The organism is Pseudoblastomonas marina (genome assembly GCF_034374265.1).
GTDB lineage: Bacteria > Pseudomonadota > Alphaproteobacteria > Sphingomonadales > Sphingomonadaceae > Alteriqipengyuania_A > Alteriqipengyuania_A marina.
The window spans coordinates 2703834-2726956 of record NZ_CP139718.1; the positions used below are offsets into that span (position 1 = coordinate 2703834).

The 23123-nt window shown below is 65.6% G+C and carries 26 protein-coding genes; 15 read left to right on the forward strand and 11 right to left on the reverse strand.

Annotation, left to right across the window (positions count from 1 at the left end):
- Nucleotides 1-69 precede the first annotated feature (69 nt).
- The gene (gyrB, locus tag T8S45_RS13440; RefSeq protein WP_322294090.1) at nt 70-2601 is read right to left on the reverse strand and encodes a DNA topoisomerase (ATP-hydrolyzing) subunit B; all 2532 of its coding nucleotides are present in this window, start codon (nt 2599-2601) and stop codon (nt 70-72) included.
- 205 nt (nt 2602-2806) lie between these two features.
- Here gyrB and T8S45_RS13445 point away from each other — a divergent pair, with 205 nt between their 5' ends.
- Both T8S45_RS13445 and T8S45_RS13450 read left to right on the forward strand, forming a co-directional pair.
- Nucleotides 2807-3151 carry a hypothetical protein gene (locus T8S45_RS13445; protein WP_322294091.1) on the forward strand — a complete coding sequence of 115 codons (345 nt, stop codon included), beginning with the start codon at nt 2807-2809 and terminating at the stop codon, nt 3149-3151.
- Nucleotides 3148-4074: a cation efflux transmembrane domain-containing protein gene (locus T8S45_RS13450; RefSeq protein ID WP_322294092.1), complete on the forward strand. Its 927-nt coding sequence runs from the start codon at nt 3148-3150 to the stop codon at nt 4072-4074. The genes T8S45_RS13445 and T8S45_RS13450 overlap by 4 nt, the downstream gene beginning before the upstream one ends.
- 28 nt (nt 4075-4102) lie before the next feature.
- On the opposite strand, the gene T8S45_RS13455 is transcribed toward T8S45_RS13450, so the two are convergent.
- Nucleotides 4103-4882: a PIG-L family deacetylase gene (locus T8S45_RS13455; RefSeq protein WP_322294093.1), complete on the reverse strand. Its 780-nt coding sequence runs from the start codon at nt 4880-4882 to the stop codon at nt 4103-4105.
- Nucleotides 4883-4974: 92 nt separating this feature from the next.
- Between T8S45_RS13455 and T8S45_RS13460 the strand changes: the two genes are divergently transcribed.
- The 4 genes from T8S45_RS13460 (at nt 4975) to T8S45_RS13475 (ending at nt 10324) form a co-directional block, all read left to right on the forward strand.
- Entirely contained in the window at nt 4975-6357 is a 1383-nt protein-coding gene (locus tag T8S45_RS13460) for an L-serine ammonia-lyase (protein ID WP_322295240.1), read from the forward strand.
- A gap of 250 nt (nt 6358-6607) precedes the next feature.
- Nucleotides 6608-8182 (forward strand): glutamine-hydrolyzing GMP synthase, encoded by a 1575-nt coding sequence (gene guaA, locus T8S45_RS13465; RefSeq protein WP_322294094.1) that lies wholly within the window; start codon nt 6608-6610, stop codon nt 8180-8182.
- Nucleotide 8183: 1 nt separating this feature from the next.
- Nucleotides 8184-8897: an endonuclease III domain-containing protein gene (locus T8S45_RS13470; protein WP_322294095.1), complete on the forward strand. Its 714-nt coding sequence runs from the start codon at nt 8184-8186 to the stop codon at nt 8895-8897.
- Nucleotides 8898-8929: 32 nt separating this feature from the next.
- Nucleotides 8930-10324, forward strand: a complete 1395-nt coding sequence (locus T8S45_RS13475; RefSeq protein WP_322294096.1) for an MATE family efflux transporter — start codon at nt 8930-8932, stop codon at nt 10322-10324.
- Here T8S45_RS13475 and T8S45_RS13480 read toward each other — a convergent pair.
- From T8S45_RS13480 to T8S45_RS13490, 3 genes are all read right to left on the reverse strand, one after another.
- Nucleotides 10314-10862 carry a DUF924 family protein gene (locus T8S45_RS13480; RefSeq protein ID WP_322294097.1) on the reverse strand — a complete coding sequence of 183 codons (549 nt, stop codon included), beginning with the start codon at nt 10860-10862 and terminating at the stop codon, nt 10314-10316. The two genes, T8S45_RS13475 and T8S45_RS13480, sit on opposite strands and share 11 nt — an antisense overlap.
- Nucleotides 10863-10912: 50 nt before the next feature.
- Nucleotides 10913-11335, reverse strand: coding sequence for a hypothetical protein (locus tag T8S45_RS13485; RefSeq protein ID WP_229658029.1), 423 nt, complete (start codon nt 11333-11335; stop codon nt 10913-10915).
- 78 nt (nt 11336-11413) lie between these two features.
- The gene (locus tag T8S45_RS13490; RefSeq protein WP_188640956.1) at nt 11414-11704 is read right to left on the reverse strand and encodes a zinc-finger domain-containing protein; all 291 of its coding nucleotides are present in this window, start codon (nt 11702-11704) and stop codon (nt 11414-11416) included.
- 72 nt (nt 11705-11776) lie between these two features.
- On the opposite strand from T8S45_RS13490, the gene T8S45_RS13495 reads away from it, so the two are divergent.
- A complete protein-coding gene (locus tag T8S45_RS13495; protein WP_188640957.1) occupies nt 11777-12724 on the forward strand; it encodes an ABC transporter ATP-binding protein in 948 nt (315 codons plus the stop codon).
- Nucleotides 12725-12750: 26 nt separating this feature from the next.
- Here the strand turns inward: T8S45_RS13495 and T8S45_RS13500 are convergent, their stop codons facing one another.
- Together T8S45_RS13500 and T8S45_RS13505 are read right to left on the reverse strand one after the other, a co-directional pair.
- Nucleotides 12751-12885: a hypothetical protein gene (locus T8S45_RS13500; RefSeq protein ID WP_322294098.1), complete on the reverse strand. Its 135-nt coding sequence runs from the start codon at nt 12883-12885 to the stop codon at nt 12751-12753.
- A 336-nt stretch (nt 12886-13221) separates the two neighbouring features.
- Nucleotides 13222-13728, reverse strand: a complete 507-nt coding sequence (locus T8S45_RS13505) for a hypothetical protein (protein WP_322294099.1) — start codon at nt 13726-13728, stop codon at nt 13222-13224.
- 56 nt (nt 13729-13784) lie between these two features.
- Here T8S45_RS13505 and nadB point away from each other — a divergent pair, with 56 nt between their 5' ends.
- The 4 genes from nadB to T8S45_RS13525 all read left to right on the forward strand — a co-directional run bounded on the left by nadB (nt 13785) and on the right by T8S45_RS13525 (nt 18077).
- A complete protein-coding gene (nadB, locus tag T8S45_RS13510; protein ID WP_322295241.1) occupies nt 13785-15374 on the forward strand; it encodes an L-aspartate oxidase in 1590 nt (529 codons plus the stop codon).
- A gap of 238 nt (nt 15375-15612) precedes the next feature.
- On the forward strand, nt 15613-16098 hold the full coding sequence (locus T8S45_RS13515; RefSeq protein ID WP_188640960.1) for a hypothetical protein: 486 nt from the start codon (nt 15613-15615) through the stop codon (nt 16096-16098).
- Between the two features lie 139 nt (nt 16099-16237).
- Nucleotides 16238-17122 (forward strand): alpha/beta fold hydrolase, encoded by an 885-nt coding sequence (locus T8S45_RS13520; RefSeq protein WP_188640961.1) that lies wholly within the window; start codon nt 16238-16240, stop codon nt 17120-17122.
- Between the two features lie 115 nt (nt 17123-17237).
- On the forward strand, nt 17238-18077 hold the full coding sequence (locus T8S45_RS13525; protein WP_322294100.1) for a GGDEF domain-containing protein: 840 nt from the start codon (nt 17238-17240) through the stop codon (nt 18075-18077).
- 19 nt (nt 18078-18096) lie between these two features.
- Here T8S45_RS13525 and T8S45_RS13530 read toward each other — a convergent pair whose 3' ends face one another.
- On the reverse strand, nt 18097-18336 hold the full coding sequence (locus tag T8S45_RS13530; protein WP_188640963.1) for a GlsB/YeaQ/YmgE family stress response membrane protein: 240 nt from the start codon (nt 18334-18336) through the stop codon (nt 18097-18099).
- 3 nt (nt 18337-18339) lie between these two features.
- Nucleotides 18340-18609 (reverse strand): hypothetical protein, encoded by a 270-nt coding sequence (locus T8S45_RS13535; protein WP_188640964.1) that lies wholly within the window; start codon nt 18607-18609, stop codon nt 18340-18342.
- 486 nt (nt 18610-19095) lie between these two features.
- On the opposite strand from T8S45_RS13535, the gene T8S45_RS13540 reads away from it, so the two are divergent.
- Genes T8S45_RS13540 through T8S45_RS13555 form a run of 4 tightly spaced genes read left to right on the forward strand, consistent with a single transcriptional unit; the run spans nt 19096 to nt 21949 of the window.
- Nucleotides 19096-21150, forward strand: a complete 2055-nt coding sequence (locus tag T8S45_RS13540) for a ribonucleoside-diphosphate reductase subunit alpha (RefSeq protein ID WP_373282451.1) — start codon at nt 19096-19098, stop codon at nt 21148-21150.
- Nucleotides 21151-21163: 13 nt separating this feature from the next.
- Nucleotides 21164-21499: a hypothetical protein gene (locus T8S45_RS13545; RefSeq protein WP_322294101.1), complete on the forward strand. Its 336-nt coding sequence runs from the start codon at nt 21164-21166 to the stop codon at nt 21497-21499.
- Between the two features lie 57 nt (nt 21500-21556).
- On the forward strand, nt 21557-21736 hold the full coding sequence (locus T8S45_RS13550; protein ID WP_188640966.1) for a hypothetical protein: 180 nt from the start codon (nt 21557-21559) through the stop codon (nt 21734-21736).
- Nucleotides 21737-21745: 9 nt separating this feature from the next.
- A complete protein-coding gene (locus tag T8S45_RS13555; protein WP_188640967.1) occupies nt 21746-21949 on the forward strand; it encodes a hypothetical protein in 204 nt (67 codons plus the stop codon).
- A gap of 113 nt (nt 21950-22062) precedes the next feature.
- Here the strand turns inward: T8S45_RS13555 and T8S45_RS13560 are convergent, their stop codons facing one another.
- Complete coding sequence (locus T8S45_RS13560) at nt 22063-22305, reverse strand: DUF2171 domain-containing protein (RefSeq protein ID WP_188640968.1); 243 nt, start codon at nt 22303-22305, stop codon at nt 22063-22065.
- 202 nt (nt 22306-22507) lie between these two features.
- Nucleotides 22508-23119 carry a hypothetical protein gene (locus T8S45_RS13565; RefSeq protein ID WP_322294102.1) on the reverse strand — a complete coding sequence of 204 codons (612 nt, stop codon included), beginning with the start codon at nt 23117-23119 and terminating at the stop codon, nt 22508-22510.
- Nucleotides 23120-23123: the final 4 nt, after the last annotated feature.

Consider the following 23123-nt stretch of genomic DNA (forward strand, 5'->3'; position numbering starts at 1 on the left):
AGTACCCCCAATCGTGCACGGTGGGGTATCGCCGATGATGGTTAACAAATGGTCAGGACGAAAGAGGCCTCAAACGTCGAGATTCGCGACGTTCAACGCATTGCGCTGGATGAACTCGCGGCGAGGTTCGACGACATCGCCCATCAGGCGGGTGAAGATCTCGTCGGTCACGTCGGCATCCTCGACCTTGACCTGCAGCAACTCGCGATTGTCGGGATCGAGCGTGGTCTCCCACAATTGCTCGGCATTCATCTCGCCGAGGCCCTTGTAGCGCTGGACCGACAGTCCCTTGCGCCCCGCCGCGAGTACCGCGTCGAGCAGCTGCGTCGGCGTCGTGATCGCGCCGTCGGCGGCCACGATCGAGGCCTCGGCATCGGTTTCCTCCGCTTCTTCGGTTTCGACCACCTCGCCGGTGTCGCCCTTCACGAATTGCGAGGGGTGTTCATAGGCATCGGCGTGCAGGGCGGCGATGGTGTGGAGCTTGCGTGCCTCGGCGCTGTCGAGGAACTTGGCCTCGATCTCGTGCGCGTCGGTCACCCCGCGCCAGACGCGTTCGAACATCACCGCGCCGTCGGAGCGGATATGGGTCGACCATCTGGCTTCGGTGTCGCCCGCCTGGAGCCGCTCGGCGGCATCCGTCAGGCGCTGCTGGCGTTCTTCGGGCGAGGCCGCCGGATCGAGCGCGCCGGTCAGCGCCATCTGCTCGATCAATCCTTCGTCGTACTTGCGCGGCACGAAGGCGAGCAGGTTGCGCATCCGCAGCGCGTGCTCGACGAGAGCGCGCAGGTCGTCGCCCGCGCGCGTCCCGCCGCGGGTTTCGAGCACGCGGCCCGACAGTCCGCCGTCGACGAGGTAACGATCGAGCGCGGCCTGGTCCTTCAGGTAAACCTCGCTCTTGCCCTTGGCGACCTTGTAGAGCGGCGGCTGGGCAATGAAGAGATGTCCGGCCTTGATGATCTCGGGCATCTGGCGGTGGAAGAAGGTCAGCAGCAGCGTGCGGATATGCGCGCCGTCGACGTCGGCGTCGGTCATGATCACGATCTTGTGATAGCGCAGCTTGCCGAGGTCGAACTCGTCGCGCAGGCCGGTGCCCATCGCTTGGATCAGCGTGCCGACTTCCTTCGACGAAATGATCCGGTCGAAGCGTGCGCGCTCGACGTTGAGGATCTTGCCCTTCAGCGGGAGGATCGCCTGGATCTTGCGATCGCGACCCTGCTTGGCCGAGCCGCCGGCCGAGTCACCCTCGACCAGGAACAGTTCGCACGCCGCCGGGTCGCGGTTCTGGCAATCGGCCAGCTTGCCCGGCAGCGAGGCGACGCTCATCGCGCCCTTGCGGCTCATTTCGCGGGCCCTGCGCGCGGCCTCGCGCGCGGCGGCGGCATCGATGATCTTCTGGACGATCGCCTTGGCATCGTTGGGGTTTTCCTCGAGCCACTCGGACATCTTCTCGCCCATCAGCGATTCGAGCGGCGAGCGGACCTCGGAGGAGACCAGCTTGTCCTTGGTCTGCGAGGAGAACTTCGGATCTGGCAGCTTGACGGAGACGATCGCGGTGAGTCCTTCGCGCATGTCCTCGCCCGAGAGCGAGACCTTGCCCTTCTTGAGCAGGCCCGAGCGGTCGGCATAGCCATTGAGCGTCCGCGTCAGCGCCGAGCGGAAGGCCGCGAGATGCGTGCCCCCGTCGCGCTGCGGGATGTTGTTGGTGAAGCACAGGACGTTTTCGTAATAGGAGTCGTTCCACTCGAGCGCGACGTCGATACCGATCCCGTCCTTGTTCGCCGACACCGAGATCGGCTCCGCGACCAGCGCCTGCTTGTTGCGGTCGAGATATTTGACGAAGGCAGCGATCCCGCCCTCGTAGAAAAGGTCGTGTTCGAGCGGCTCTTCGTGGCGATTGTCGCGCAACAGGATGCGCACGCCCGAATTGAGGAAGGCGAGCTCGCGGTAGCGGTGCTCGAGCTTGTCGAAATCGAACTCGGTGACGTTCTTGAAGGTCTCGGTCGACGGCATGAAGGTCACCCGGGTGCCCTTTTTGAGGCCGTTCTCGTCGCCGTTGGATGAGACCGGCGGCGCATCGCCACGCACTTCGAGGCTGGCGACCGCGTCGCCGTGCTCGAACCGCATCCAGTGTTCCTTGCCATCGCGCCAGATCACCAGCTCGAGCCATTCGCTCAGCGCGTTGACGACCGAGACGCCGACCCCGTGGAGGCCGCCCGAGACCTTGTAGGCGTTGTCGTCCGAAGTGTTCTCGAACTTACCGCCGGCGTGCAGCTGGGTCATGATGACCTCGGCCGCCGACACGCCTTCTTCCTTGTGCATGTCGACCGGAATGCCGCGACCATTGTCTTCGACCGAAACCGAACCGTCGGCGTTCAATTCGATCAGGACGAGGTCGCAATGTCCCGCCAGCGCCTCGTCGATCGCGTTGTCGGAGACCTCGAACACCATGTGGTGGAGGCCCGATCCGTCGTCGGTATCGCCGATATACATGCCGGGCCGCTTGCGCACAGCGTCCAGGCCCTTGAGAACCTTGATGGAATCCGCGCCGTATTCGCCCATCCGGGGCCCCTCGGCCGCGCCGTTTTCCTGAATATCTGTCATGGATACCATATAGGGAGCCAGGGGAACGATAGGAAGCGCAGCCCATTGAAATCCACAGGGCGGGAAAACCGTCCTGGCCGAATTTCGAGGACCGCACATGATTTCATCATTGTCAGGCGGGGCTCACCGCCTTTTCTCCATCGTCCTGCTATCCTCCGCCCTGTCGCTGGGAGCGTGTTCGATTCCGCGCGATCCATCCGGGACCATGGATCGGGTGGAACAGAGCGGGACCTTGCGCCTCGGCGTGATCGAAGGCGCGGAAATGAACGAGGCCAGCCGCCGGACGCTCGCGCGGGTGCTGGATCGCACCGGGTCCCGGCCCGAAATCCAGCGCGGCGACAGCGAGGTGGTCCTTGCCCTTCTAAAGAAGGGCGAGATCGATCTCGTTTATGGCGAGATCGCGATGGATTCTCCGTGGAGCCGCGAGGTCGCCTTCAGCGCGCCGCAGGGGCTGCTTGCCAAGGCGCCGAAAAGCGAACCGGTTCCCCGGTTTGCCGTGATGAACGGTGAAAACGGCTGGCTGATGCTGGTATCGGAGGCGAGCAAATGAGCGAGATTCCCTCGGCCATCAAACAGGATTTTCGCAACGCCAAGAAACTCGAATGGTGGACGCTGGGCTGGATGGGCTCGGTGGTGGTTGTGATGTATTTCACCATGGGCGCCAGCCAGGCGATGAAGACCGCGCTGTTCGAGGACGTCCTCAGCCTGGTTCCGGCGATGACCTTCCTGGTTTCCGCCCATCTCGAGCCACGCGCACCGACCGAGAAGTTTCCCTACGGCTTCCTCCGGGCGAATTCGCTGGCCTTCCTCGGCTCGTCGGTGGTGCTGACCTTCCTCGGGCTCTTCCTGGCCTATACCAACGGGATGGGCCTGATGAAGGGCGAGCATCCGACGGTCGGACCGGTGACGGTGTTCGGCGAGACGATCTGGCTCGGCTGGCTGATGATCGCGGCGCTAGTCTATTCGGTGGTGCCGCCAGTCATTCTCGGCCGGCTCAAGCAGCCGATCGCGCAGCGCATTTCGGACAAGGTCCTGTACACCGATTCGCTCATGCAGAAGGCCGATTGGCAGACCGGGCTGGCAGGGATCGCCGGCGTCGTAGGCATCGGCCTGGGCCTGTGGTGGGCCGACAGCCTCGCGGCGTTGCTGATTTCCATTTCGATCGTGAAGGACGGCATCACCGCCACCAGGAGCGCATCGGCCGAGCTGCTCGACGGTGCCCCGCGACGGCTCGAAGGCAGCGGCGTTTCGGAGGAAGCCGTCCGGTTGCAGGATCGGCTGCAGCAGCGATGGCCGGAAGGCCGGATCCGATTGCGCGAATCAGGCCGCTATATCCTCGCTTCGGTCGACGGGATCGAGACCCCGGGAGAAATTCCTCGGGCCGAAGAGCTGATGGACCCGGGCCGTAGCTGGCGGCTGGGGCGATTGTCCTTCACCCCTCACGGCAAGGAAGATCCGGCCCACCACCGGTAGGACGCCGTCACGGCGCGCCGATGCCGCCTCAGCGAGGCTGGCCGAAGGCAGGCCGGAAATGCACCGCGCCGCCCCAGATCGTCGCGTGGAACAGGTCGGCGATCTGTGCGCGGGTCGCGGCGTCGAACTGCGTGGCGTGGCATTGGGTGGCCGCGCGGGCGGCGGCGAGGTCTTCGTCCGCATAGCGATAGGCGATGGTCAGCAGGGTCGGCGCGGTCTCCGCCCAGTCTTGCATCTGCGGGAGTGGGGGCAGCGTACCCTTGCGGATACCCGGATAAAACAGGCTCGGGCGATCATCGTCGATCGCCTGCACCACCTGCGTCACCAGCGCGCTGACCATGCGATGATCGCCATGGCCGTACCCGCCGTCGGGGCCGAAGGTGACGACGATATCGGGCTGCTCCCCGGCAATGATGGCGGCGAGGTCGGCAGTGAGACGTCGCGCCGGGCTGTCGGGCGCGCGCGGAGTCGCGGTAAGCGTGCCGTCGCCGTGACCCAGGAACACCGGTTCTCGAAGGCCGAGCGCTTCAGCCGAGCAGCGCGCCTCGTCCCGCCGCGCCGCGGCGAGGGCGTCGCCGCGTTCGAACCCCGAGACGCCCGGCCCTTGGTCGCCGCTCGTCGCGAGCACCAGCGTGACCTCGTCGCCCTCGCGTGCGGCGCGGGCCAGCGCGGGGGCGACGAACAATTCGTCGTCGGGATGCGCGAAGATCGCGAGCGCCTTGCGCGGATCGTCCCGTTCTTCCTGTTGGGCCATGCCGAACAGGGGCGTGGCAACGAGCGCAACGAACAAGGCGAGGCGTTTCTTCATCGGGTTCTCCTTTGCGAGCGGACCCTACGGCATGGCGGGCACGCGACCAATTGGCGATTGCAATTGCCGCCACAAATGTCATGCCGCCGCGCATGCTTTCGGTGCTCGACATCTTCCGGATCGGGATCGGTCCGTCCTCCTCGCACACGGTCGGTCCGATGCGGATCACGCGCAAGTTCGTGCGGCTACTCGCGCGCAGCGGGCGGCTCGATCGGGTGGCGCGGGTCGCCGTCGAGCTGCAGGGCTCGCTGGCGCTGACCGGCGTGGGACACGGCACCGTCGGCGCGACGATCCTCGGGCTGATGGGGCATCGCCCGGAAACGCTCGATCCCGATGCGGGCGAGGCAGCGCTGGCGAAGCTCGACGAGAGCGGGCGGCTGGCGCTCGACGGCAGCCGCGAGATCGCGTTCGAGCGCGCGCGCGATATCGATCTTGCGGGGCATGTCATTCCCGATCTCCACCCCAACGGCATGACCTTGCGCGCCTACGACGCGGCGGGCGAGCTCGTGCTCGAACGGACCTATTTCTCGACCGGGGGCGGCTTCGTCGCGAGCGAGAAGCAGCTGCGCAACCCGCCCAAGAACGACCGCGTCCAGAGCGCCTCGACGCCTTACGAATTCACCTCGGCAGCTGACCTGCTGGCGCTGTGCGAGCGCGAAGGTGCCGCGATCTGCGAGATCGTGCTCGCCAACGAGGATGCGCGCCGCCCGCGCGAGCAGACGCTCGCCGGGCTCGACCTCATTTTCGAGGCGATGGACGGCTGCATCGATCGCGGTCTCGAAAAGCGCGGCGTGCTGCCCGGCGGCTTGAAGGTCCAGCGACGCGCCCCCGACATGTGGGACAAGCTTTCCGCCAACCCGCAATCGAACGAGCGCGAGCAATTGTTCGACTGGCTCAATTGCTACGCGATGGCGGTGAACGAGGAGAACGCCGCGGGCGGCCGCGTGGTCACCGCCCCCACCAACGGCGCGGCGGGCATCATTCCTGCGGTGATCCGCTTCTATTGTCGCGATGCCGAGGAGAAGGCGTGCCGCGACAGCCGCCGCAAGTTCCTGCTTACCGCGGGCGCGATCGGCCTGCTCTACAAGCAGCGCGCCTCGATCTCGGGTGCCGAAATGGGGTGCCAGGGCGAAGTCGGCGTGGCCTGTTCGATGGCGGCGGGTGGGCTCGCGGCGCTGTGGGGCGGGACCCCGGTGCAGGTCGCCAGCGCGGCGGAGATCGGGATGGAGCACAATCTCGGCCTGACCTGCGATCCGGTCGGCGGGCTGGTGCAGGTCCCGTGCATCGAACGCAACGCGATCGGCGCGGTCAAGGCGGTCAACGCCGCGCGTCTCGCGCTCCATCGGACCGGCGCGGAAAGCTGCGTCAGCCTCGACCAAGTGATCGAGACGATGCGCCAGACGGGGCTCGACATGAGCACCAAGTACAAGGAGACGAGCCAGGGCGGACTCGCGGTCAACGTCATCGAATGCTGACGCTTTCCCGTCCGGGGACGATCCTGCGATGTGGGGGAAGGGTCGCGGCCGTCCGGTACCTGGGGGGAAGGGGGGAGGGGACGGTTGCCGAACGGCCGCTTGGAGTGACCGCCAAATGGTTCAGTTCGGTGCAACTCTCAAGCGCAATAACTGCGCTATGGGTTGCGCAAAATGCAACATTTGACGCGAATGCTCGGGCTCGCGTCGCGCGCGGCTGGACAGGACCGCGTAGGGCGCTTTAACGGGGCCCATGCAGCCAGACCATCTCCCCGATTCCATCCTCATCGTCGATTTCGGCAGCCAGGTGACCCAGCTGATCGCGCGCCGCGTGCGCGAGGCCGGGGTCTATTCCGAGATCGCGCCCTTCAGCCAGGCGGAGGAGGCGTTCCATCGTCTCAAGCCCAAGGGCATCATCCTGTCGGGTTCTCCCGCCGGGGTGCCCGAGGAAGGTTCGCCGCGCGCGCCCGAGATGCTGTTCGAAGCCGGCCTGCCGATCCTCGGCATCTGTTACGGCCAGCAGGTCATGACGCACCAGCTCGGCGGCGAAGTGCGGCCCGGCCACGAGACCGGCGAAGGCGGCGAGTTCGGTCGTGCTTTCCTCACCGTCACGAAAAGCTGCGCGCTGTTCGACGGGCTGTGGGAAGAGGGCGAGCGCCACCAGGTCTGGATGAGCCATGGCGACAAGGTCACCCGCTTCGCCGAAGGGTTCGAGATCGTTGCGGTATCCGACGGCGCGCCCTTCGCGGTCATCGCCGACGAGAAGCGCCGGTTCTACGGCACGCAGTTCCATCCCGAAGTCGTCCACACCCCCGACGGCGCGAAGCTGATCGCCAATTTCGCGCACAAGGTCTGCGGCCTCGCGGGCGACTGGACGATGGCCGAATATCGCGAGACCAAGATCCGCGAAATCCGCGACCAGGTCGGCGACGGCAAGGTGATCTGCGGCCTGTCGGGCGGGGTCGATAGCTCGGTCGCCGCGATCCTGATCCACGAGGCGATCGGCGAACAGCTCACCTGCGTATTCGTCGATCACGGCCTGCTGCGGCTGAACGAACGCGAACAGGTCGAGACGATGTTCCGCGATCACTACAACATCCCGCTGGTGGTGGTCGACGCCGAGGAACGCTTCATGGCTGGGCTCGCGGGCGAGACCGATCCCGAAAAGAAGCGCAAGTTCATCGGCAAAACCTTCATCGACGTGTTCGAGGAAGAGGCGAAGAAGATCGGCGGCGCGGATTTCCTCGCGCAGGGCACGCTCTATCCCGACGTGATCGAGAGCGTCTCTTTCACCGGCGGGCCGAGCGTCACGATCAAGTCGCACCACAATGTCGGCGGCCTGCCCGAGCGGATGAACATGCAGCTGGTCGAGCCCTTGCGCGAACTGTTCAAGGACGAGGTCCGCGAGCTCGGCCGCGAACTCGGCCTGCCCGACATCTTCGTCGGCCGCCATCCCTTCCCCGGCCCCGGCCTCGCAATTCGCATTCCGGGCGAGGTCACCAAGGAGCGTTGCGACATCCTGCGCAAGGCCGACGCGATCTATCTCGAGGAAATCCGCAATGCCGGCCTCTACGACGCGATCTGGCAGGCCTTCGCGGTGCTGCTGCCGGTCAAGACCGTCGGCGTGATGGGCGACGGCCGCACCTACGACAGCGTCTGCGGCCTGCGCGCCGTCACCAGCACCGACGGCATGACGGCCGACGTCTATCCCTTCGACGCAGGCTTCCTCACCAATGTCGCGACGCGCATCGTCAACGAGGTCCAGGGCATCAACCGCGTGGTCTACGACTACACGTCGAAACCGCCGGGGACGATCGAGTGGGAGTGATTTGGAGCTACCGCTAGGTCCCGATCCGCGCACCGAAATCCTGCGCCGGCTGCAGCCGCTGCTGGTCCAGCGCTTCGGGCGGATCGAACGCGCGGCTGCGGCGTGGCGCGCGCCCGAATGGGTGCTGGTGCAGGGCGTGATCGGGGCGCGGACCAAGTCCGAGATTTCCAATGCGGCGACCGATCGGTTGCTCACGCGCTATGGCAGCTGGGAGAAGGTCGCCGAAGCGCCGCTCGAAGAGCTTCAGGCCGAGCTGGCGACGCAGACCTATCCCAATATGGCGGGCGAGCGATTGAAGGCGTGCCTCACCGACCTGATCGCGCGGCGCGGTTCGGTCGACCTGTCGCATCTCGAGGCAATGGATACGGGTGAGGCGATGGCGTGGCTCGAACGGCTCCCCGGCATCGGGCGCAAGATCGCCGCCGGGGTGATGAACGCCTCGACGCTCGACCGGCCTGTGCTGGTGCTCGACAGCCATCACCGCCGCATCCTCCAGCGCATGGGGCTGGTCCCGGCCAGGGCGGACACCGCGCGCGCCTACGAAGCGATCATGCCCGCGATGCCGCCCGAATGGTCGGCGGCGGATTACGACGAACACCACCTGCTGATGAAGAAGGTCGGCCAGACCTGGTGCCGCCCGCGCACCATGGATTGTTCAAACTGCGTCGCGCAGTCGCTGTGCGAGACGGGCGCAAGCGAAGCGGGACAGGGCTAGGCAGCGCCTGAGCGGCTGCTAAGGCTTCCGCCATGGCCGCCAGCAATCCCGCCGCACCGTCCGACGATGAGGGCGGCCCGTCCAATGCCAGACTGACACGCGGTTCGATCCGCGGCCATCTCGTGTCGCAAACCGCGCCGATGATCGTCGGGATCGCGGCAATCATGTCGATCGGGATCGTCGACGCCTATTTCATCGGCCAGCTCGGCGCGGCGCAGCTGGCGGCGGTCGCCTTCATCTTCCCGGTCACGCAGGCACTTTCCAGCCTCGGCGTGGGCGTGATGGCGGGGATCGCCTCGGTGGTGAGCCGCGCATTGGGCCGGGGCGATGACGACCATGCGCGCGGGCTCGCCAATCTCGGATTCCTGCTTGCGGGCGGTGTGGGGGTGGTGCTGGCGATCACGCTCTACCTGCTGCGGCAACCGCTGTTCGAACTGTTGCAGGCGGAGGCCGACCTGCTGCCGCTGATCGACGCCTACATGGCCCCCTATGCGCTGGGTTTCTTCGCGCTGCCCTTCATGATGGGATTGAACGGCGCCTTGCGGGCGCAGGGTGCGGCCAAGCGCTCGATGGCGATCCTGATCACCATGGCGGTGACCAACTGGATCCTCGATCCGATCCTGATCACCGGCGCGTTCGGTTTCGAAGGGTTCGGGATCGCCGGGGCCGCCTATGCCACTCTTGCGAGCTGGGTGATCTCGGGGACGGTCGGCTTCGCGCTGCTGCAGACGACCGATATCCGCTTCGCTCCTTCTGCCATCAGGCATTGCATCGTGAAGCGCGACAGCAGGGCGCTTGGCCGCGTGGCCATCCCTTCGGCCTTCGCCAATTCGATCAACCCGGTAGGGCTATCGATCCTCACCGCGCTGCTCGCGAGCGCCGGGCAGGATGCAGTCGCGGGGTTCGGCGCGGCGGGGAGGCTGCAGTCCTTCGCGGTCGTGCCGCTGCTCGGCCTGTCGAGCTCGATCGGGGCGATCGTCGGGCAGAACTGGGGTGCGAACCGGATCGAACGCGCGCGCTCGGCGCTGCTGCAGAGTTTCGCCTTCTCGCTGGCTTGGGGAATTGCCGTAGCGGGGCTGATCGTGGTTTTCCGCACCGAGCTCGCCGCATTGTTCACGGACGACGCCGCGGTGAAGGACAGTTTCGAGCGCTACGTCTCGATCGCCGCTTGGGGCTATGCCGGCTTCGGCATGTTCATCGTCGGGAACGGCGCGCTCAATGCGATCGACCATGCAGGCTGGGCGCTGGGCCAGTCGATCGTCCGCGTCGCGCTGTTCATGATCCCGGTCGCGTGGCTGTTGCGCGCGGCTTGGGGGGAGGACGCGATCTACGCGGCCGAGCTTTCGGCCAATGTGCTCGGCGGAGCGTTGGCGGTCGTTGTGGCGCTGTGGTTCGTAAATTCCCGCCGCGCGGGCGCTACCAGCTGAAGCCTGCGGCGACCGCGCGCTTCTCGGCCGCGGTCGAGCGGCGCCCGAGCACCTCGTTGCGATGCGGAAAGCGCCCGAAGCGCGCGATCATGCGGTGATGGCTGCGGGCGTACCCCTGCGACGAACCCAGCTTGGTGAATTTGGCGAGGCTCAGCCGCTGGAGGAGGATGTCCTCGGCGTGCATCAGCGGCATGTAGAGGAACTGGCGCTGATCGCGGGTGAGCGGCATGTCCCATCCGCGCGCGATCGCGCGCAGGGTAATCGCCTGCGCCAGACCGTCGCTGGCGAATGCGCGCGGATCGTCGCGGAACAGGTTGCGCGGCACCTGGTCGAACAGCAGCACCGCACCGAGCGCATCGCGCGGCGAACCGAGGAAGCTCTCGACCGGTTGCTGGTGCAGTGCATGCCAATAGCGGGCGAAGCGGGCCTCGATCAACGTATCGACCGCCTTGCCGCCGCGATACCAGTCGCGCGGGGTCAGTTCGTGGAACCAGAAATAAAGGAGCTGCGCCGCCCAGGGCCTGAGGGCGTTGGTCACGGCGTGACGGTCACTGGGCCAAGCTCGTCATCGCGGCGCAGCTGTCGCGATCAGGCGTCGTCCTTGTCGGCGCGTTCGTAGGGCACGAATTCTTCGAGCGAGACGATCCCGGTGAAGAACATCCCCGTGCGCGAATAGGTTTCGAGCGTTTCGCGCTCGCACAGGCGCGTATCGCCCGAATAGCGACGGATCACGAGGATATCGTCGTCGTCGAGCGCTTCGGGATTGGTCGTGCGGTTGAAATAGACCCGGTTGCCGGTGCGCACGATGATACCTTCGCCATCGACGATGGTGATGCGGGCGCTCGGGAAGGTGCGGACGCAGCGCTCGGCCTCGCCGGCTTCACGACCGTCGAGCATGCGCGCGAGCTGCTTCTCGCCGCGGGTCATATCCTCGTCGTCCTGCGCGACGGCAGGTGCAGCCAACAGCCCGAGGGCGGCGACGGGGGCGAGCGTGGAAATGATGCGGCGCATGGGTTCTCTCCGACTGTTCACTGGAACAACGCGCAAGCTAGCACGAATATCCTGAACCGTCGCTGAGTCCGCCTTTCCTCAGGCGACGGTGGCGTCGGAGGGCGGCGGCAGGTCTCCCGCGCCGGCTTCGGACAGTCCGCGCGCGGCAGGCGTTCCTTCGAGCACGAAGCGGCGGTCGCAATAACCGCAATCGACGAAGCCGCGCTCGTCGATCTGCATGTAGACTCGCGGATGGCCCAGCGCGACCGGCTTAACACCCTTGGGCGCGCGAATATGGTCCGACCCGTCGCACCACACGCTGCGGGTGTCGACCAGCACGGTTTCGGGGACGAGATCGCTGCGGGCGGGGGCGTCGGGTACCTGGCTCATGGAGGCGCTCTAGCAACGGCGCGCGCGGCGGAAAAGTCCTATTGGTGTTGCGCGCCCCCGCCTGCATCGGGCATGGGCGCATCCGTGACCGACAATGCCGCCATCTCGATCCGCGATCTCGCCAAGACCTATCCGGCCAGCGGCAATGCGCCGCCCAAGGAAGCGCTCAAGGGCGTGAGTTTCGACGTGCCGCAGGGCGGCGTGTTCGGGCTGCTCGGCCCCAATGGTGCAGGCAAGTCGACCCTGATCAACATCCTCGCCGGGCTGGTGTCGAAGACATCGGGCAGCGCCGAGATCTGGGGTTTCGATATCGATGAGCATCGCCGCAATGCGAAGGCGAGCATCGGGATCGTCCCGCAGGAGATCGTGTTCGATCCTTTCTTCACCCCGTTCGAGGTGCTCGAGATACAGGCCGGGCTCTACGGCGTGCCGCCCGAGAAGCGCCGCTCGATGGAAATCCTCGAACAGCTCCGCCTCGCCGACAAGCGCGATGCCTACGCGCGCACGCTGTCGGGCGGGATGAAGCGCCGCCTGCTGATCGGCAAGGCGATGGTGCATTCGCCGCCGATCCTCGTGCTGGACGAGCCCACTGCGGGCGTCGATGTCGAGCTTCGCCGCCAACTATGGGAACTGGTCACCGGGCTCAACGAACAGGGCGTCACGGTGGTGCTGACCACGCACTATCTCGAGGAAGCCGAGCAATTGTGCGACCGGATCGCGATCATTAACCACGGCGAACTGATCGCCAACAAGCCGACCCGCGAGCTGATCGACATGGCGCGCGAGAAGATCGTCCGCGTCTCGGTCGACAAGGACCTCGCCGGCCCGCCGATGGAAGAGGTCTTCACCAAGAGCGAGGCGGTGGGCGACCGCGTGCTCGAGGTGACCTATGATCGCGACAGGGCGACCGCGGGACAGGTGCTCGCGCTAATCCAGCAGCACGGCTACGCGATCGAGGACGTGACCACGCGCGAGGCAGATCTCGAGGACGTGTTCGTCCAGCTGACCGAAAGCGCCTGAAGCCGATCAGGACGACCGCCGGTCGCTCAGACCGGTTCGGACTGGTCCTGCTGTTCCAGAATCTTGCGCCATTCGCCGTGCATCCTGCGCCAGATCGGCGCGCCGCAAGCGGCGCAGGTGCCGGTCAGGCGGCGGCCCTCCGAATGCACCCGGTTTCGCACCGGAGTATGGCGATCCAGAAGGCATCGGACACGCTGAATAATCATGGCTTACCCCGCTTAGCCAAAGCGACGCCGCCTCCTGACCCGAATAAGGAGAATGCGCCGTTAATTAAGGCGATACACCATGATAGCACGGGAATCGGTGCCTGGGGGAAAATTGCCCCAAATCCTGGCATGCTGCAGCGCAACATATTCAAAATCTGCGGAAAAAATTTCGCGCCCTAGCGAAATTCCGCAATTTAATGTCGCGTGATTATTGCTGTTTTATAGAAATGTGATGCGAATCGGCTGCCAGCCGCAATCGGATTTTCGCCAAGCGGGGCCATCCCCGATCGCCTATGGGCACGGTTCCATCGCCAGCCGCGCGACACCATCGCGCGAGAGCTCGATCAGCCAGTTCTCGGCGCGCGAGGTGATCCAGATCGTCCAGCCGAAATCGAGCAGCACGTCGAGATTTGCGATGGCGTCGCGCGCCTTGATGGACAGGTTGGTTTCGAAACCCGCGTCGTAGCTGAAGCGGATTTCCGTTTCCGGTCCGGTCGCGCGTGCGATCATCCGCGCGATTACCCGCTGGCGAAGCACGCGTTGCTTCGATCCGTCGGGGTCCTCGCGGTCGGTCGTGCCGCACCATTCATCTTCGACCCGCCCGGTGCTGTCGGGCCACCACAGCCCGTTGCCCGCCACGCGGATATAGTCTGGGGTCCAGATTCCGTCGAAACGAGGTTCGTGCGGCACGCCGCGTTCGATCAGACGCGGGATGATCGTGCCCTCGACCTGGCGCTCGAGCCGCTCGTGCAGCGCGACGCGCTTTGCTTCCAACTGCTTGCGTTTCTCGGCATCCACTCGCCAACTCCTTCAATCCGCTTGCACACCGGGGGGCGGGCGTGTTCAAGCGAATTATGAATGCGCGACAGGAAAAGTACGACGTCATCATCATCGGTTCGGGGGCGGCGGGACTCACCGCGGCGCTCGAGCTCGGGCAGAGCCGCAAGGTGCTGGTCCTCGCCAAGGGCTCGCTCACCGGCGGATCGACCGCCTGGGCGCAGGGCGGGATCGCGGCGGTGCTCGATGCCGGCGACACGTTCGAGAACCATATCCGCGACACGATGATCGCGGGCGCGGGTCTCAACGATCGCGAGACGGTCGAGTTCGTGATCGAGGGCGCGCCCAAGGCGATCGACCGGCTGTGCGAGCTCGGCGTCCCGTTCAACCGCGAAAGCGGCGACCTCCATCTCACCCGCGAGGGCGGCCATTCGCACCGCCGCATCGTCCATGTGAACGACGCGACCGGCTGGGCGGTGCAGGAGGCCCTGCTCAACGCCGCCAACGCCAATCCCAACATCACCCTGCTGCCGGGCCGCTCCTGCATCGACTTCATCACCGGGCGCCATGCCGAGCCTTACTCTGGATCGGGCCATGTCTGGGGCGTCTACGCGCTCGACGAGGAAAGCGGCCGGGTCGAGGCGCATGTCGCCAAGGCCACCGTGCTCGCCGCCGGGGGCGCGGGGCGGGTCTACCAGTTCAGCACGGCGCCGCGTGGTGCCACCGGAGACGGGATCGCGATGGGCTGGCGTGCCGGTGCGCGCGTCTCAAACATGGAGATGATGCAGTTCCACCCGACTTGCCTCTACAACCTCGAGGTCAAGAACTTCCTTATCACCGAGGCCGTGCGCGGCGAGGGCGGGCACCTGATCAACCCGCGCACCGGCAAGCGCTTCATGGAATATTACGACGAGCGACTGGAGCTCGCCCCGCGCGATATCGTCGCTCGCGCGATCGATGCCGAGATCAAGCGCTTCGGGCTCGATTTCGTCCATCTCGACATCAGCCACAAGCCGCCCGAATTCGTGCGCGAGCATTTCCCGACGATCTACGACAAGCTGATCGGGCTGGGGATCGACATGACCACGCAGCCGATCCCGGTGGTGCCGGCGCAGCACTATACCTGCGGCGGGGTGGTGATCGACCTTGCCGGGCGCACCGACCTGCCCGGCCTGTGGGCGGCGGGCGAGGTGACCGAGAGCGGGCTCCACGGTGCCAACCGCCTCGCTTCCAACTCGCTGCTCGAATGCTTCGTCTTCGGCGAGGCCGCGGCGAAGGACATCTGCCAGCGCTGGGACGAACTGCCCGATCCGCCCGCGATCCGCGAATGGGACGAGAGCCGGGTGACCGATTCCGACGAGGAGGTCGTGATCAAGCAGAACTGGACCGAGATCCGCCGCTTCATGTGGAACTATGTCGGGATCGTGCGCACCACCAAAAGGCTGGAACGCGCCGCCAACCGCATCCAGTTGTTGAAGGCCGAGGTCGAGGACTATTACGGCTCGTTCCGCGTCACCACCGATCTCGTCGAATTGCGCAACCTGCTCCAGGCCGCCGATTTGATCGTGCGCAGTGCGCTGAAGCGGCATGAAAGCCGCGGGCTGCACTACACGCTCGACTACCTCGAAACCGACGAGGTCCCGGTCGACACGGTGCTGGTGCCCTGAGGCAAGCCGTCCGTCGACTGCGATCGACATTCGTCCGAAATTTTCGAACGTTTGCAGGATCGCAATTGAAGCATTCTTGCGCGTCGCTTACGCCTGTAATCGGACGCGGCGGTGCTCCTTTCCCCCAGGCGCCGTCGTGTCCGGATCGACCATCGAAGCCACGCACGAGTAATTAGGGACTGTGCTCGGCCTGCTGGTCCGGAATGGCCGGTCATCCACACAATAAGAGGATGATCCAATGACCAAGACCTTCAAACTTCCCCTCGCCTTCATCGCCCTCGCCTGCACCCTGCCGGTGGCGGCACCCGCGCTCGCGCAGGACGGTGTCCTCGTCGTGTCGCAATCGGCGCTGCAGCAGTGGCAGAACGACCGGACCAAGGAACTCGACCGGCTGCTGCAGTCGGATCGCGATCCCTTCGGCCGTCCGCTGTCCGGCATCGTCCAGGTCAGCTTCACGCTCGACGAGGACGGCCGGCCGACCGGGCTCGAGACCGTCCACAATTCGGCCGGTGTCGCGTCGCAACGGATCGCGCGCTGGGCGGTGAGCCAGCTGCGCGATCTCGACAGCGTCCCGCTGGCGTCCGCCGACGGCGTGCGCTTCCAGGCGAATATCATCTTCGCCGCCAACGAGCGTGAGCGCGATGCCTTCGCCGCCGAACTGGCCGCGATGGAAAGCGCGCGTCTCGCGACTGCCGAAACGGGCACGGTGATCGCGATCGGCTGAGTCGATCGCGTCCGCCCAAGGTGACCGCCGCCCTCCCGGATACGGGGTGGGCGGCGGTCCTTATCGCCGGGGCTTGCGAAGCCGGGCGCGCTGGGACAAGCTCGCCCAGATTTTGACGCGCCGCGCCGAGGGGGAATGCATGCCGCAGATCGAAGCCAACGGGATCAAGCTCGAATATGACGAGAACGGCGCGAAGGACGCGCCGCCGATCCTGTTGATCCACGGGCTCGGCGCGCAGATGACGCTTTGGCCCGACGAACTGATCGATGCGCTGGTCGCGCGCGGCTTCCGCGTCATCCGCTTCGACAATCGCGATATCGGCCTGTCGCAGAAGATGGACGGCGCGAAGGCCCCGGGCATCCTCAAGATGGTGATCTGGAACAAGCTGGGGCTCAGGATCAAGGCGCCATACACGCTCTCGGACATGGCGGCCGACGCGGTCGGGCTGCTCGATGCGCTGGGGATCGACCGGGCGCATGCGGTCGGCGCGTCGATGGGCGGGATGATCGCGCAGCGCGTCGCGCTCGAACATCCGGACCGGGTGCTCTCGCTCACCTCGATCATGTCGACCACCGGATCGAGCAAGGTCCCGCCGGCGAAGAAAGAAGCGATGCAGGTGCTCACCCAGCGGCCCAAGTCTTCGGACAAGGACACGGTGGTCGCGCATGGCGTGAAGATCCTGCGCACGATCGAGGGGCGCGGCTTCCCGCAGCCCGAACGGCGTTATCTCGAGCAGGCGACGGGCGATTTCGAACGCAGCTTCTATCCGCCGGGCATGCCGCGCCAGCTCGCCGCGATCATGGCCGATGGCGACCGGACTGAGGAGTTGGCGAAGGTCACCGCGCCGACGCTCGTGCTTCATGGCGAGGACGACCCACTGGTGCGCTGCGAAGGCGGGCACGCGACCGCCGCCTGTATTCCCGGCGCGCGGCTCAAGACCTATCCGGGCATGGGCCACGACTTCCCGCTCGAACTGATCGACGAGATCGCCGACGATATCGCGGAGCATGCCAGGGCGACCTAGGTCGAGACGCAGGATCGACCTTGGTTAATATCGACTTATGCGTGTGGGGAACCTTTCTTAACAGGACCTATTGCATGACAGACCGCAAGGATTGTGGCGGTGAGAGGGAACCCCATTGCGGATCTACAATGCAACCCGTTTTCTGTTTCCGCGCAGCTATCGCCTGCGTGTCTTCGCGATCTGTTTCGGTTCGGTCCACGTCCCGCTGATCACGTTCCTCGTCGTCCAGGGGCTGCGGGGCGAGTGGGAATGGTCGACCTTTGCCGCGTTGCTGATCGCCACGCTGGTGGGCACGATCGTTGCGGTGATCGGGCTGGCGGGCCTGCTCGCGCCGATCGAACTGGCGATGGCGCGGCTCGCGCAACTGCAGGCTGGCGAACCGGTCGACGAGTGCCCCGACGGCGGGGAGGACCTCGCCGGAGACCTGCTGCGTGCGACGGCCGGAGCGGCCCAATCCGCCAACCAGCGGATCGATCTCCTCAAGGGGGTCGCGTCGACCGACACGCTCACCGGCCTCGCCAATCGCCGCGGGTTCCTCGAATCGTTGCAGGCCAGCATGCGGCGTGGTGACAGGGGCACGCTTGCCCTGCTCGACGGCGATCGCTTCAAGCAGGTCAACGACCGGCTTGGCCATGGAGAAGGCGACAGGCTGCTCAAGACGATCGCGAACAAGATCCGCGACGGCATCCGCGAAACCGATATCGCCGCGCGCTGGGGCGGCGACGAATTCGTGATCTTCTTCGACGGGCTCGATCGCGAGGCGGCCGAAGCCGTCGTCACGCGTGTCCATGCCGCGGTGCTGCGTCGCCCGCCGGCCCTGCTCGATGGCGAGCCGGTCGCCTTCAGTGCCGGTTTTGCCGAGCTTTCGGGCCCCGGACGCGCTGCGCTCGACAAGGCGATGGCGCATGCCGATCGCGCGCTTTACGAGAACAAGGGGCGCCGGGTCAGCGTCTGATCTGGCACCGCGCGGACGGTCAGTTCAGCAGCAGGCTTCCCGCGAGGATCAACGCCATCGCGCCGAGCACGCTGGCTAGGCAGCCGGCACGGTGGAAGCCTGCCGCCCCGCGATGGGTCAGCAAACCGGCGAGCAGCGATCCGCCGATGCCGAGCAGGATCGTTTCGAGCAGGGTCATGTCGACCGCGCCGGGATAGAACCAGCGCGCCAGGGCGCCGATGATCAGCCCGCCGATGATGGCTCCGATGATGTTCAGCATGTCTTAGGTGTTCCCCTTCTGCTCGATCGTCTTCACATGCCCGGCGATCCGCGGCTGGACGAAGCCCCACCAGATCGCGTTGTAGGCGACTCCGGTCCAGAAGAAGCCCTGCCGTGCCCAGTCCGGAAGGTCGGGAAGCGACACCAACCGGGCATAGACAGCCATGCTCGCCCAGAACCAGATCGCCCCGCCGATCGTCAGCGCGCGCTTGTGGCGGATTGCGAAACGCGCCGCCCGTCCGGTCAGATCTGCGGCCCCCACTTCGTTCGCCATCGCGATTCCCCCGCATGAAAATTGCGCACCCCCTTCATGATGATTCAAAGCTGGATTCGAAAGATTCAATCACCATATTTTTCTTCACAGATTGATTTTTGGGGTTGCGCCGCGCGCCAGCCAAGCAATTCCGGCGCGTCGCTGCGTTGCAGCGAGGCAATACACCTCGCCTGACGGTGGCTCGGCAAGGGTAAACGGCGATTTAACGCTTGCGCCCGATTCCCGCGATATGCACTATGGATAGTGGCTCTTCGGGGAGGAGCCCTCAAGACCTTGATCCATGGATCGGCAGCGTTTCGGCGGTGTGCGGGCGGATTCGGGCCTTCGGGATGCTCTTCGCAAGCGCCGGCTGGGGACAAGTTGCGGATAAGTTTCGCGGGTCTCCGGGGGTTGGGAATGGTAGGCTGCATGCCTGCCCGACGACTCGAACAGGACGGTCGAACAGGCGGTGCGGCAAGGCCCGCCGGAACAGGGAGCGGGCACGAAATGGAATTCAGGAACGGGGACGAGCCGACGATGGACGAGCTGGACAATATGACCGACGACGCACCCACCGTCGAAAAGGCCGCGCCCAAGGCGAAGGCCAAGGATGCCGCCAAAGCAAAGGAAACGCCCGTGACCGCTACCAAGGAAGCCGCGCCCGAAGAGGCCGCGCTCCTCGCCGCCACCGACGCGATGGCCGAAGTGGCCAAGGCCGCGGCCGACGATCGCAACGATTCCAAGCGCGTCAATGCGCGCCGCTTCAACATCGTCACCGATCCCGCGCGCGACGAGAACCTGACCGAATTCGGCAAGGAAACGCTGACCGATCGCTACCTGCTGCCCGATGAGAGCTACCAGGACCTGTTCGCGCGCGTGGCCGATGCCTATGCCGACGACCAGGAGCACGCGCAGAGGCTCTACGACTACATCTCGAACCTGTGGTTCATGCCCGCCACGCCGGTCCTGTCGAACGGCGGCACCGGGCGCGGCCTGCCGATCTCGTGCTATCTCAACTCGGTCGAGGACAGCCTCGAAGGCATCGTCGGCACCTGGAACGAGAACGTCTGGCTCGCCTCCAAGGGCGGCGGCATCGGCACCTACTGGGGCAATGTCCGCGGCATCGGCGAGCCGGTCGGCCTCAACGGCAAGACTTCCGGCATCGTGCCGTTCGTGCGGGTGATGGATTCGCTCACGCTGGCGATCTCGCAGGGCTCGCTGCGGCGCGGCTCGGCGGCCTGCTACCTCGACGTCTCGCACCCGGAAATCGAGGAATTCCTCGAGATCCGCAAACCGGCGGGCGACTTCAACCGCAAGGCGCTGAACCTGCACCACGGCGTGTTGCTGACCGACGAGTTCATGGAAGCCGTCCGCGCGGGCTCCGAGTTCGAGCTCAAGTCGCCCAAGACCGGCGAAGTCCGCGCGACCGTCGATGCGCGTTCGCTGTTCCAGAAGCTGGTCGAAACCCGCCTCGCTACGGGCGAGCCCTACATCGTGTTCTCGGACACGGTGAACCGCATGATGCCCAAGCATCACCGCGATCTGGGGCTCAAGGTCTCGACCTCGAACCTGTGCTCGGAAATTACCCTGCCGACCGGGATCGACCATCTCGGCAACGATCGCACCGCGGTCTGCTGCCTGTCCTCGCTCAACCTGGAAAAATGGGACGAGTGGAACGGCGACAAGCAGTTCATCGAGGACGTGATGCGCATGCTCGACAACGTCCTGCAGGACTATATCGACCGCGCGCCCGACGAGATGCACCGCGCCAAGTATTCTGCGGAGCGCGAGCGCAGCGTCGGCATGGGCGTGATGGGCTTCCACTCCTATCTCCAGTCCAAAGGCATCGGTTTCGAAAGCGCGATGGCCAAGGCGATGAACATGAAGATGTTCCAGCACATCAGCGCCAAGGCGAACGAAGCCAGCATGATGCTCGCCAAGGAACGCGGGCCGTGCCCCGACGCGGAAGAAATGGGCGCGATGGAGCGCTTCAGCTGCAAGATGGCGATCGCGCCGACCGCGTCGATCTCGATCATCTGCGGCGGCACCAGCGCCTGCATCGAGCCGATCCCGGCCAACATCTACACCCACAAGACGCTCTCGGGCAGCTTCGTGGTCAAGAACCCGTATCTCGAGAAACTGCTCAAGAAGAAGAGCAAGGACACCAACAACGTCTGGAACTCGATCCTCCAGCACGAAGGCTCGGTCCAGCATCTCGACTTCCTCAGCCAGGAGGAGAAGGACGCCTACAAGACCAGCTTCGAGATCGACCAGCGCTGGCTGCTCGAATTCGCGGCCGATCGCGCGCCCTATATCGACCAGGCGCAGTCGCTGAACCTGTTCATCCCGGCCGACGTCGAAAAATGGGACCTGATGCAGCTGCACTTCCAGGCATGGGAGAAGGGCATCAAGTCGCTCTACTACCTCCGCTCGAAGAGCGTGCAGCGCGCGGGCTTCGCCGGCGGCGTGGAAGCCGACAATACCAAGGACGCGACCAAGTTCGAACTGCAGGCCGGTGCCGGCGGGCAGACCGATTACGAGGAATGCCTCGCTTGCCAGTGATCCTGCCCCGACGATGAGCGACCCTGCTCGACCAGACGACAGCGCCCCGCCGACCATCCGGATCGGTTGGGGCGCCGTCATTTTCATCGTAATCGCCGCGGCGGTGTGGCTGTTCGGCGTGAACCAGTTCGACGCGCTGATCGCGATCGACACGCAATGCGATAACGAGCGCTATTACGGGCGCGGGGCGGAACTGGCCGAAATCCTGCGCTGCTCGCTCGAGGCGGGGCCGCGCGGCTGGTTCTACATCGCGTGGCTGGCGAGCTTTCCGTTCCTCACGGTCACCTGGCTCGAGCGCAAGCTGCGCAAGGCGATGCTCGCGCGGCGCAACGTCACCCCGCGTGACTGAGCGCGCTTGCGCACGGGCGCCCCGCTCCTACATTTGCAGGCGGGAGGCCCCGCGACCATGTATCTCGTCATCGCCATCGCCATCGTCGGCCTGCTCGCGCTCGGGTTGGTCGCGCACGGCGCGCGGATCCGGCGCATTCCCGAGCGCAGGGACCGCGCGGGGCGGTACTTCCTGCTGGGTGGCGCGCTGATGACCTTTTCCGCCGTGCTGCTCGTGCTCCAGCGTTCGGGGGCCTGAGCCGCCGCCATGCTCTGGCTGATCTTCTACGCGACCGGCTGCGCGCTTACCTTGTTCCTCGCCTATGCGATCGGGCTGGGCGCGGGGCGCCGGCGCCCCTTCTTCGGCTACGGCTTCGGGGTGGTGCTGCTCGCGCTGTCGATCTGGCTCGGCCTGCGCAGCGCCGAGATCGCGAGCCACATCTGGCCGGGCATTTTCGACTGGCCGTTCTGAACGGTTCGCCCCGACCAGGGGCCCCGGACATACGAAACCCGGCCTCGCGTCAGCGAGAGCCGGGCTCCTGTTGCTCCCGCTCCTCGCGGAGCGGCAGAAACGCTTAGGCTTGGTCAGGCGCTTTCGACGGCCTTGGTCCCGAGTCCTTCGGGGAGGCGCGTCCCTTCCTTCATGTAGACGCGGTTGTCGTCGACCTTCTCCACGTCGTCCATCGACAGGAAGTGATGCATGTCGTCCTTGCTGTCCGACTTGGTCAGCTTGATCTTGCCATCGTCGACTTCGTCGACGGTGCCGAGATGCTGTCCCTTGCAGTCGGTGACTTCCATATGTTCCTTGATGCGAAACCGTTCGAGCATGATAAAATCCTTTCCGTTGAGGAGTTTGTCTAAATAACGGCTGAACGGGGGCGGACGTTCCTCGGCTCGTCGACGCTCGTGCACGGGTCGTTTTCTGTCAGGCCGGAGCCACGGGACACGGACACGAAAACGCCCCCTCCCGCGAAGGAAGGGGGCGCTCGATGGCCGCGGCGTCCACATACCGCGGCGGGGGAAGCCCAGGTCAGTCGTTGATGTCGCGGCCTTCGCGGTCGAGCTGCGCCTGTTCGGGCGCGGCATCGTCGAGATCGTCGTCGGTGAGGTCGCCCTCGGCCGCATCGTCGACCAGTTGCTGGCGGACCTGCGCGTCCTCGGACGACAAATCGTCCGATGCCTCTTCCGCCTTCGCCTGCGCGCTGCCGTAATCGGCCTGGCCGGTCTCGAACTCGCCGTCCTTGCGGGGCGACGGATCGGCGGGCGATTGCTTGGCTTGCTGCTGCGGCTGGCGCAGCTGCGTTTCGCCGCGATCGTTGTGCTCGGACCAGTCGTCGGACTGGTGCTGCTGCTGGATCAGCGGTTCGGACTGGTACTGCGCCGCGCCGCGATCGAGGTCGGAGGCTTCGAACCGCGCGTCGTTGTCGCGTGACTGCTCCTGCTGGAGGCCGTCCTCGCCAACGTGGTCATCCTGTTTGCTCGGCGCCTGTTCGGGATTGCGAATGGCATCGTCGTCGAGCCGCTCGTGGGCACGGTCGAACTGCTCGGCCTGGGTCGGCTTCTCGGCGAAGCGTTCGTCGCCCTTCTTCGGCTCGGCATTGCCATGGACGACGCGGCTGTCGGTGGGTTCGAGTTCGGACATTGGT

Coding starts and splice junctions, on each gene's coding strand:
- T8S45_RS13550 (WP_188640966.1), top strand. CDS start 21,557: ATGTATCTCGTCATCGCCATCGCCATCGTCGGCCTGCTCGCGCTCGGG.
- nadB (WP_322295241.1), top strand. CDS start 13,785: ATGAATGCGCGACAGGAAAAGTACGACGTCATCATCATCGGTTCGGGG.
- gyrB (WP_322294090.1), bottom strand. CDS start 2,601: ATGACAGATATTCAGGAAAACGGCGCGGCCGAGGGGCCCCGGATGGGC.
- T8S45_RS13540 (WP_373282451.1), top strand. CDS start 19,096: ATGGAATTCAGGAACGGGGACGAGCCGACGATGGACGAGCTGGACAAT.
- T8S45_RS13460 (WP_322295240.1), top strand. CDS start 4,975: ATGCTTTCGGTGCTCGACATCTTCCGGATCGGGATCGGTCCGTCCTCC.
- T8S45_RS13475 (WP_322294096.1), top strand. CDS start 8,930: ATGGCCGCCAGCAATCCCGCCGCACCGTCCGACGATGAGGGCGGCCCG.
- T8S45_RS13545 (WP_322294101.1), top strand. CDS start 21,164: ATGAGCGACCCTGCTCGACCAGACGACAGCGCCCCGCCGACCATCCGG.
- T8S45_RS13490 (WP_188640956.1), bottom strand. CDS start 11,704: ATGAGCCAGGTACCCGACGCCCCCGCCCGCAGCGATCTCGTCCCCGAA.
- T8S45_RS13555 (WP_188640967.1), top strand. CDS start 21,746: ATGCTCTGGCTGATCTTCTACGCGACCGGCTGCGCGCTTACCTTGTTC.
- T8S45_RS13535 (WP_188640964.1), bottom strand. CDS start 18,609: ATGGCGAACGAAGTGGGGGCCGCAGATCTGACCGGACGGGCGGCGCGT.
- T8S45_RS13450 (WP_322294092.1), top strand. CDS start 3,148: ATGAGCGAGATTCCCTCGGCCATCAAACAGGATTTTCGCAACGCCAAG.
- guaA (WP_322294094.1), top strand. CDS start 6,608: ATGCAGCCAGACCATCTCCCCGATTCCATCCTCATCGTCGATTTCGGC.
- T8S45_RS13485 (WP_229658029.1), bottom strand. CDS start 11,335: ATGCGCCGCATCATTTCCACGCTCGCCCCCGTCGCCGCCCTCGGGCTG.
- T8S45_RS13560 (WP_188640968.1), bottom strand. CDS start 22,305: ATGCTCGAACGGTTTCGCATCAAGGAACATATGGAAGTCACCGACTGC.
- T8S45_RS13445 (WP_322294091.1), top strand. CDS start 2,807: ATGGATCGGGTGGAACAGAGCGGGACCTTGCGCCTCGGCGTGATCGAA.
- T8S45_RS13520 (WP_188640961.1), top strand. CDS start 16,238: ATGCCGCAGATCGAAGCCAACGGGATCAAGCTCGAATATGACGAGAAC.
- T8S45_RS13530 (WP_188640963.1), bottom strand. CDS start 18,336: ATGCTGAACATCATCGGAGCCATCATCGGCGGGCTGATCATCGGCGCC.
- T8S45_RS13495 (WP_188640957.1), top strand. CDS start 11,777: ATGGGCGCATCCGTGACCGACAATGCCGCCATCTCGATCCGCGATCTC.
- T8S45_RS13515 (WP_188640960.1), top strand. CDS start 15,613: ATGACCAAGACCTTCAAACTTCCCCTCGCCTTCATCGCCCTCGCCTGC.
- T8S45_RS13455 (WP_322294093.1), bottom strand. CDS start 4,882: ATGAAGAAACGCCTCGCCTTGTTCGTTGCGCTCGTTGCCACGCCCCTG.
- T8S45_RS13565 (WP_322294102.1), bottom strand. CDS start 23,119: ATGTCCGAACTCGAACCCACCGACAGCCGCGTCGTCCATGGCAATGCC.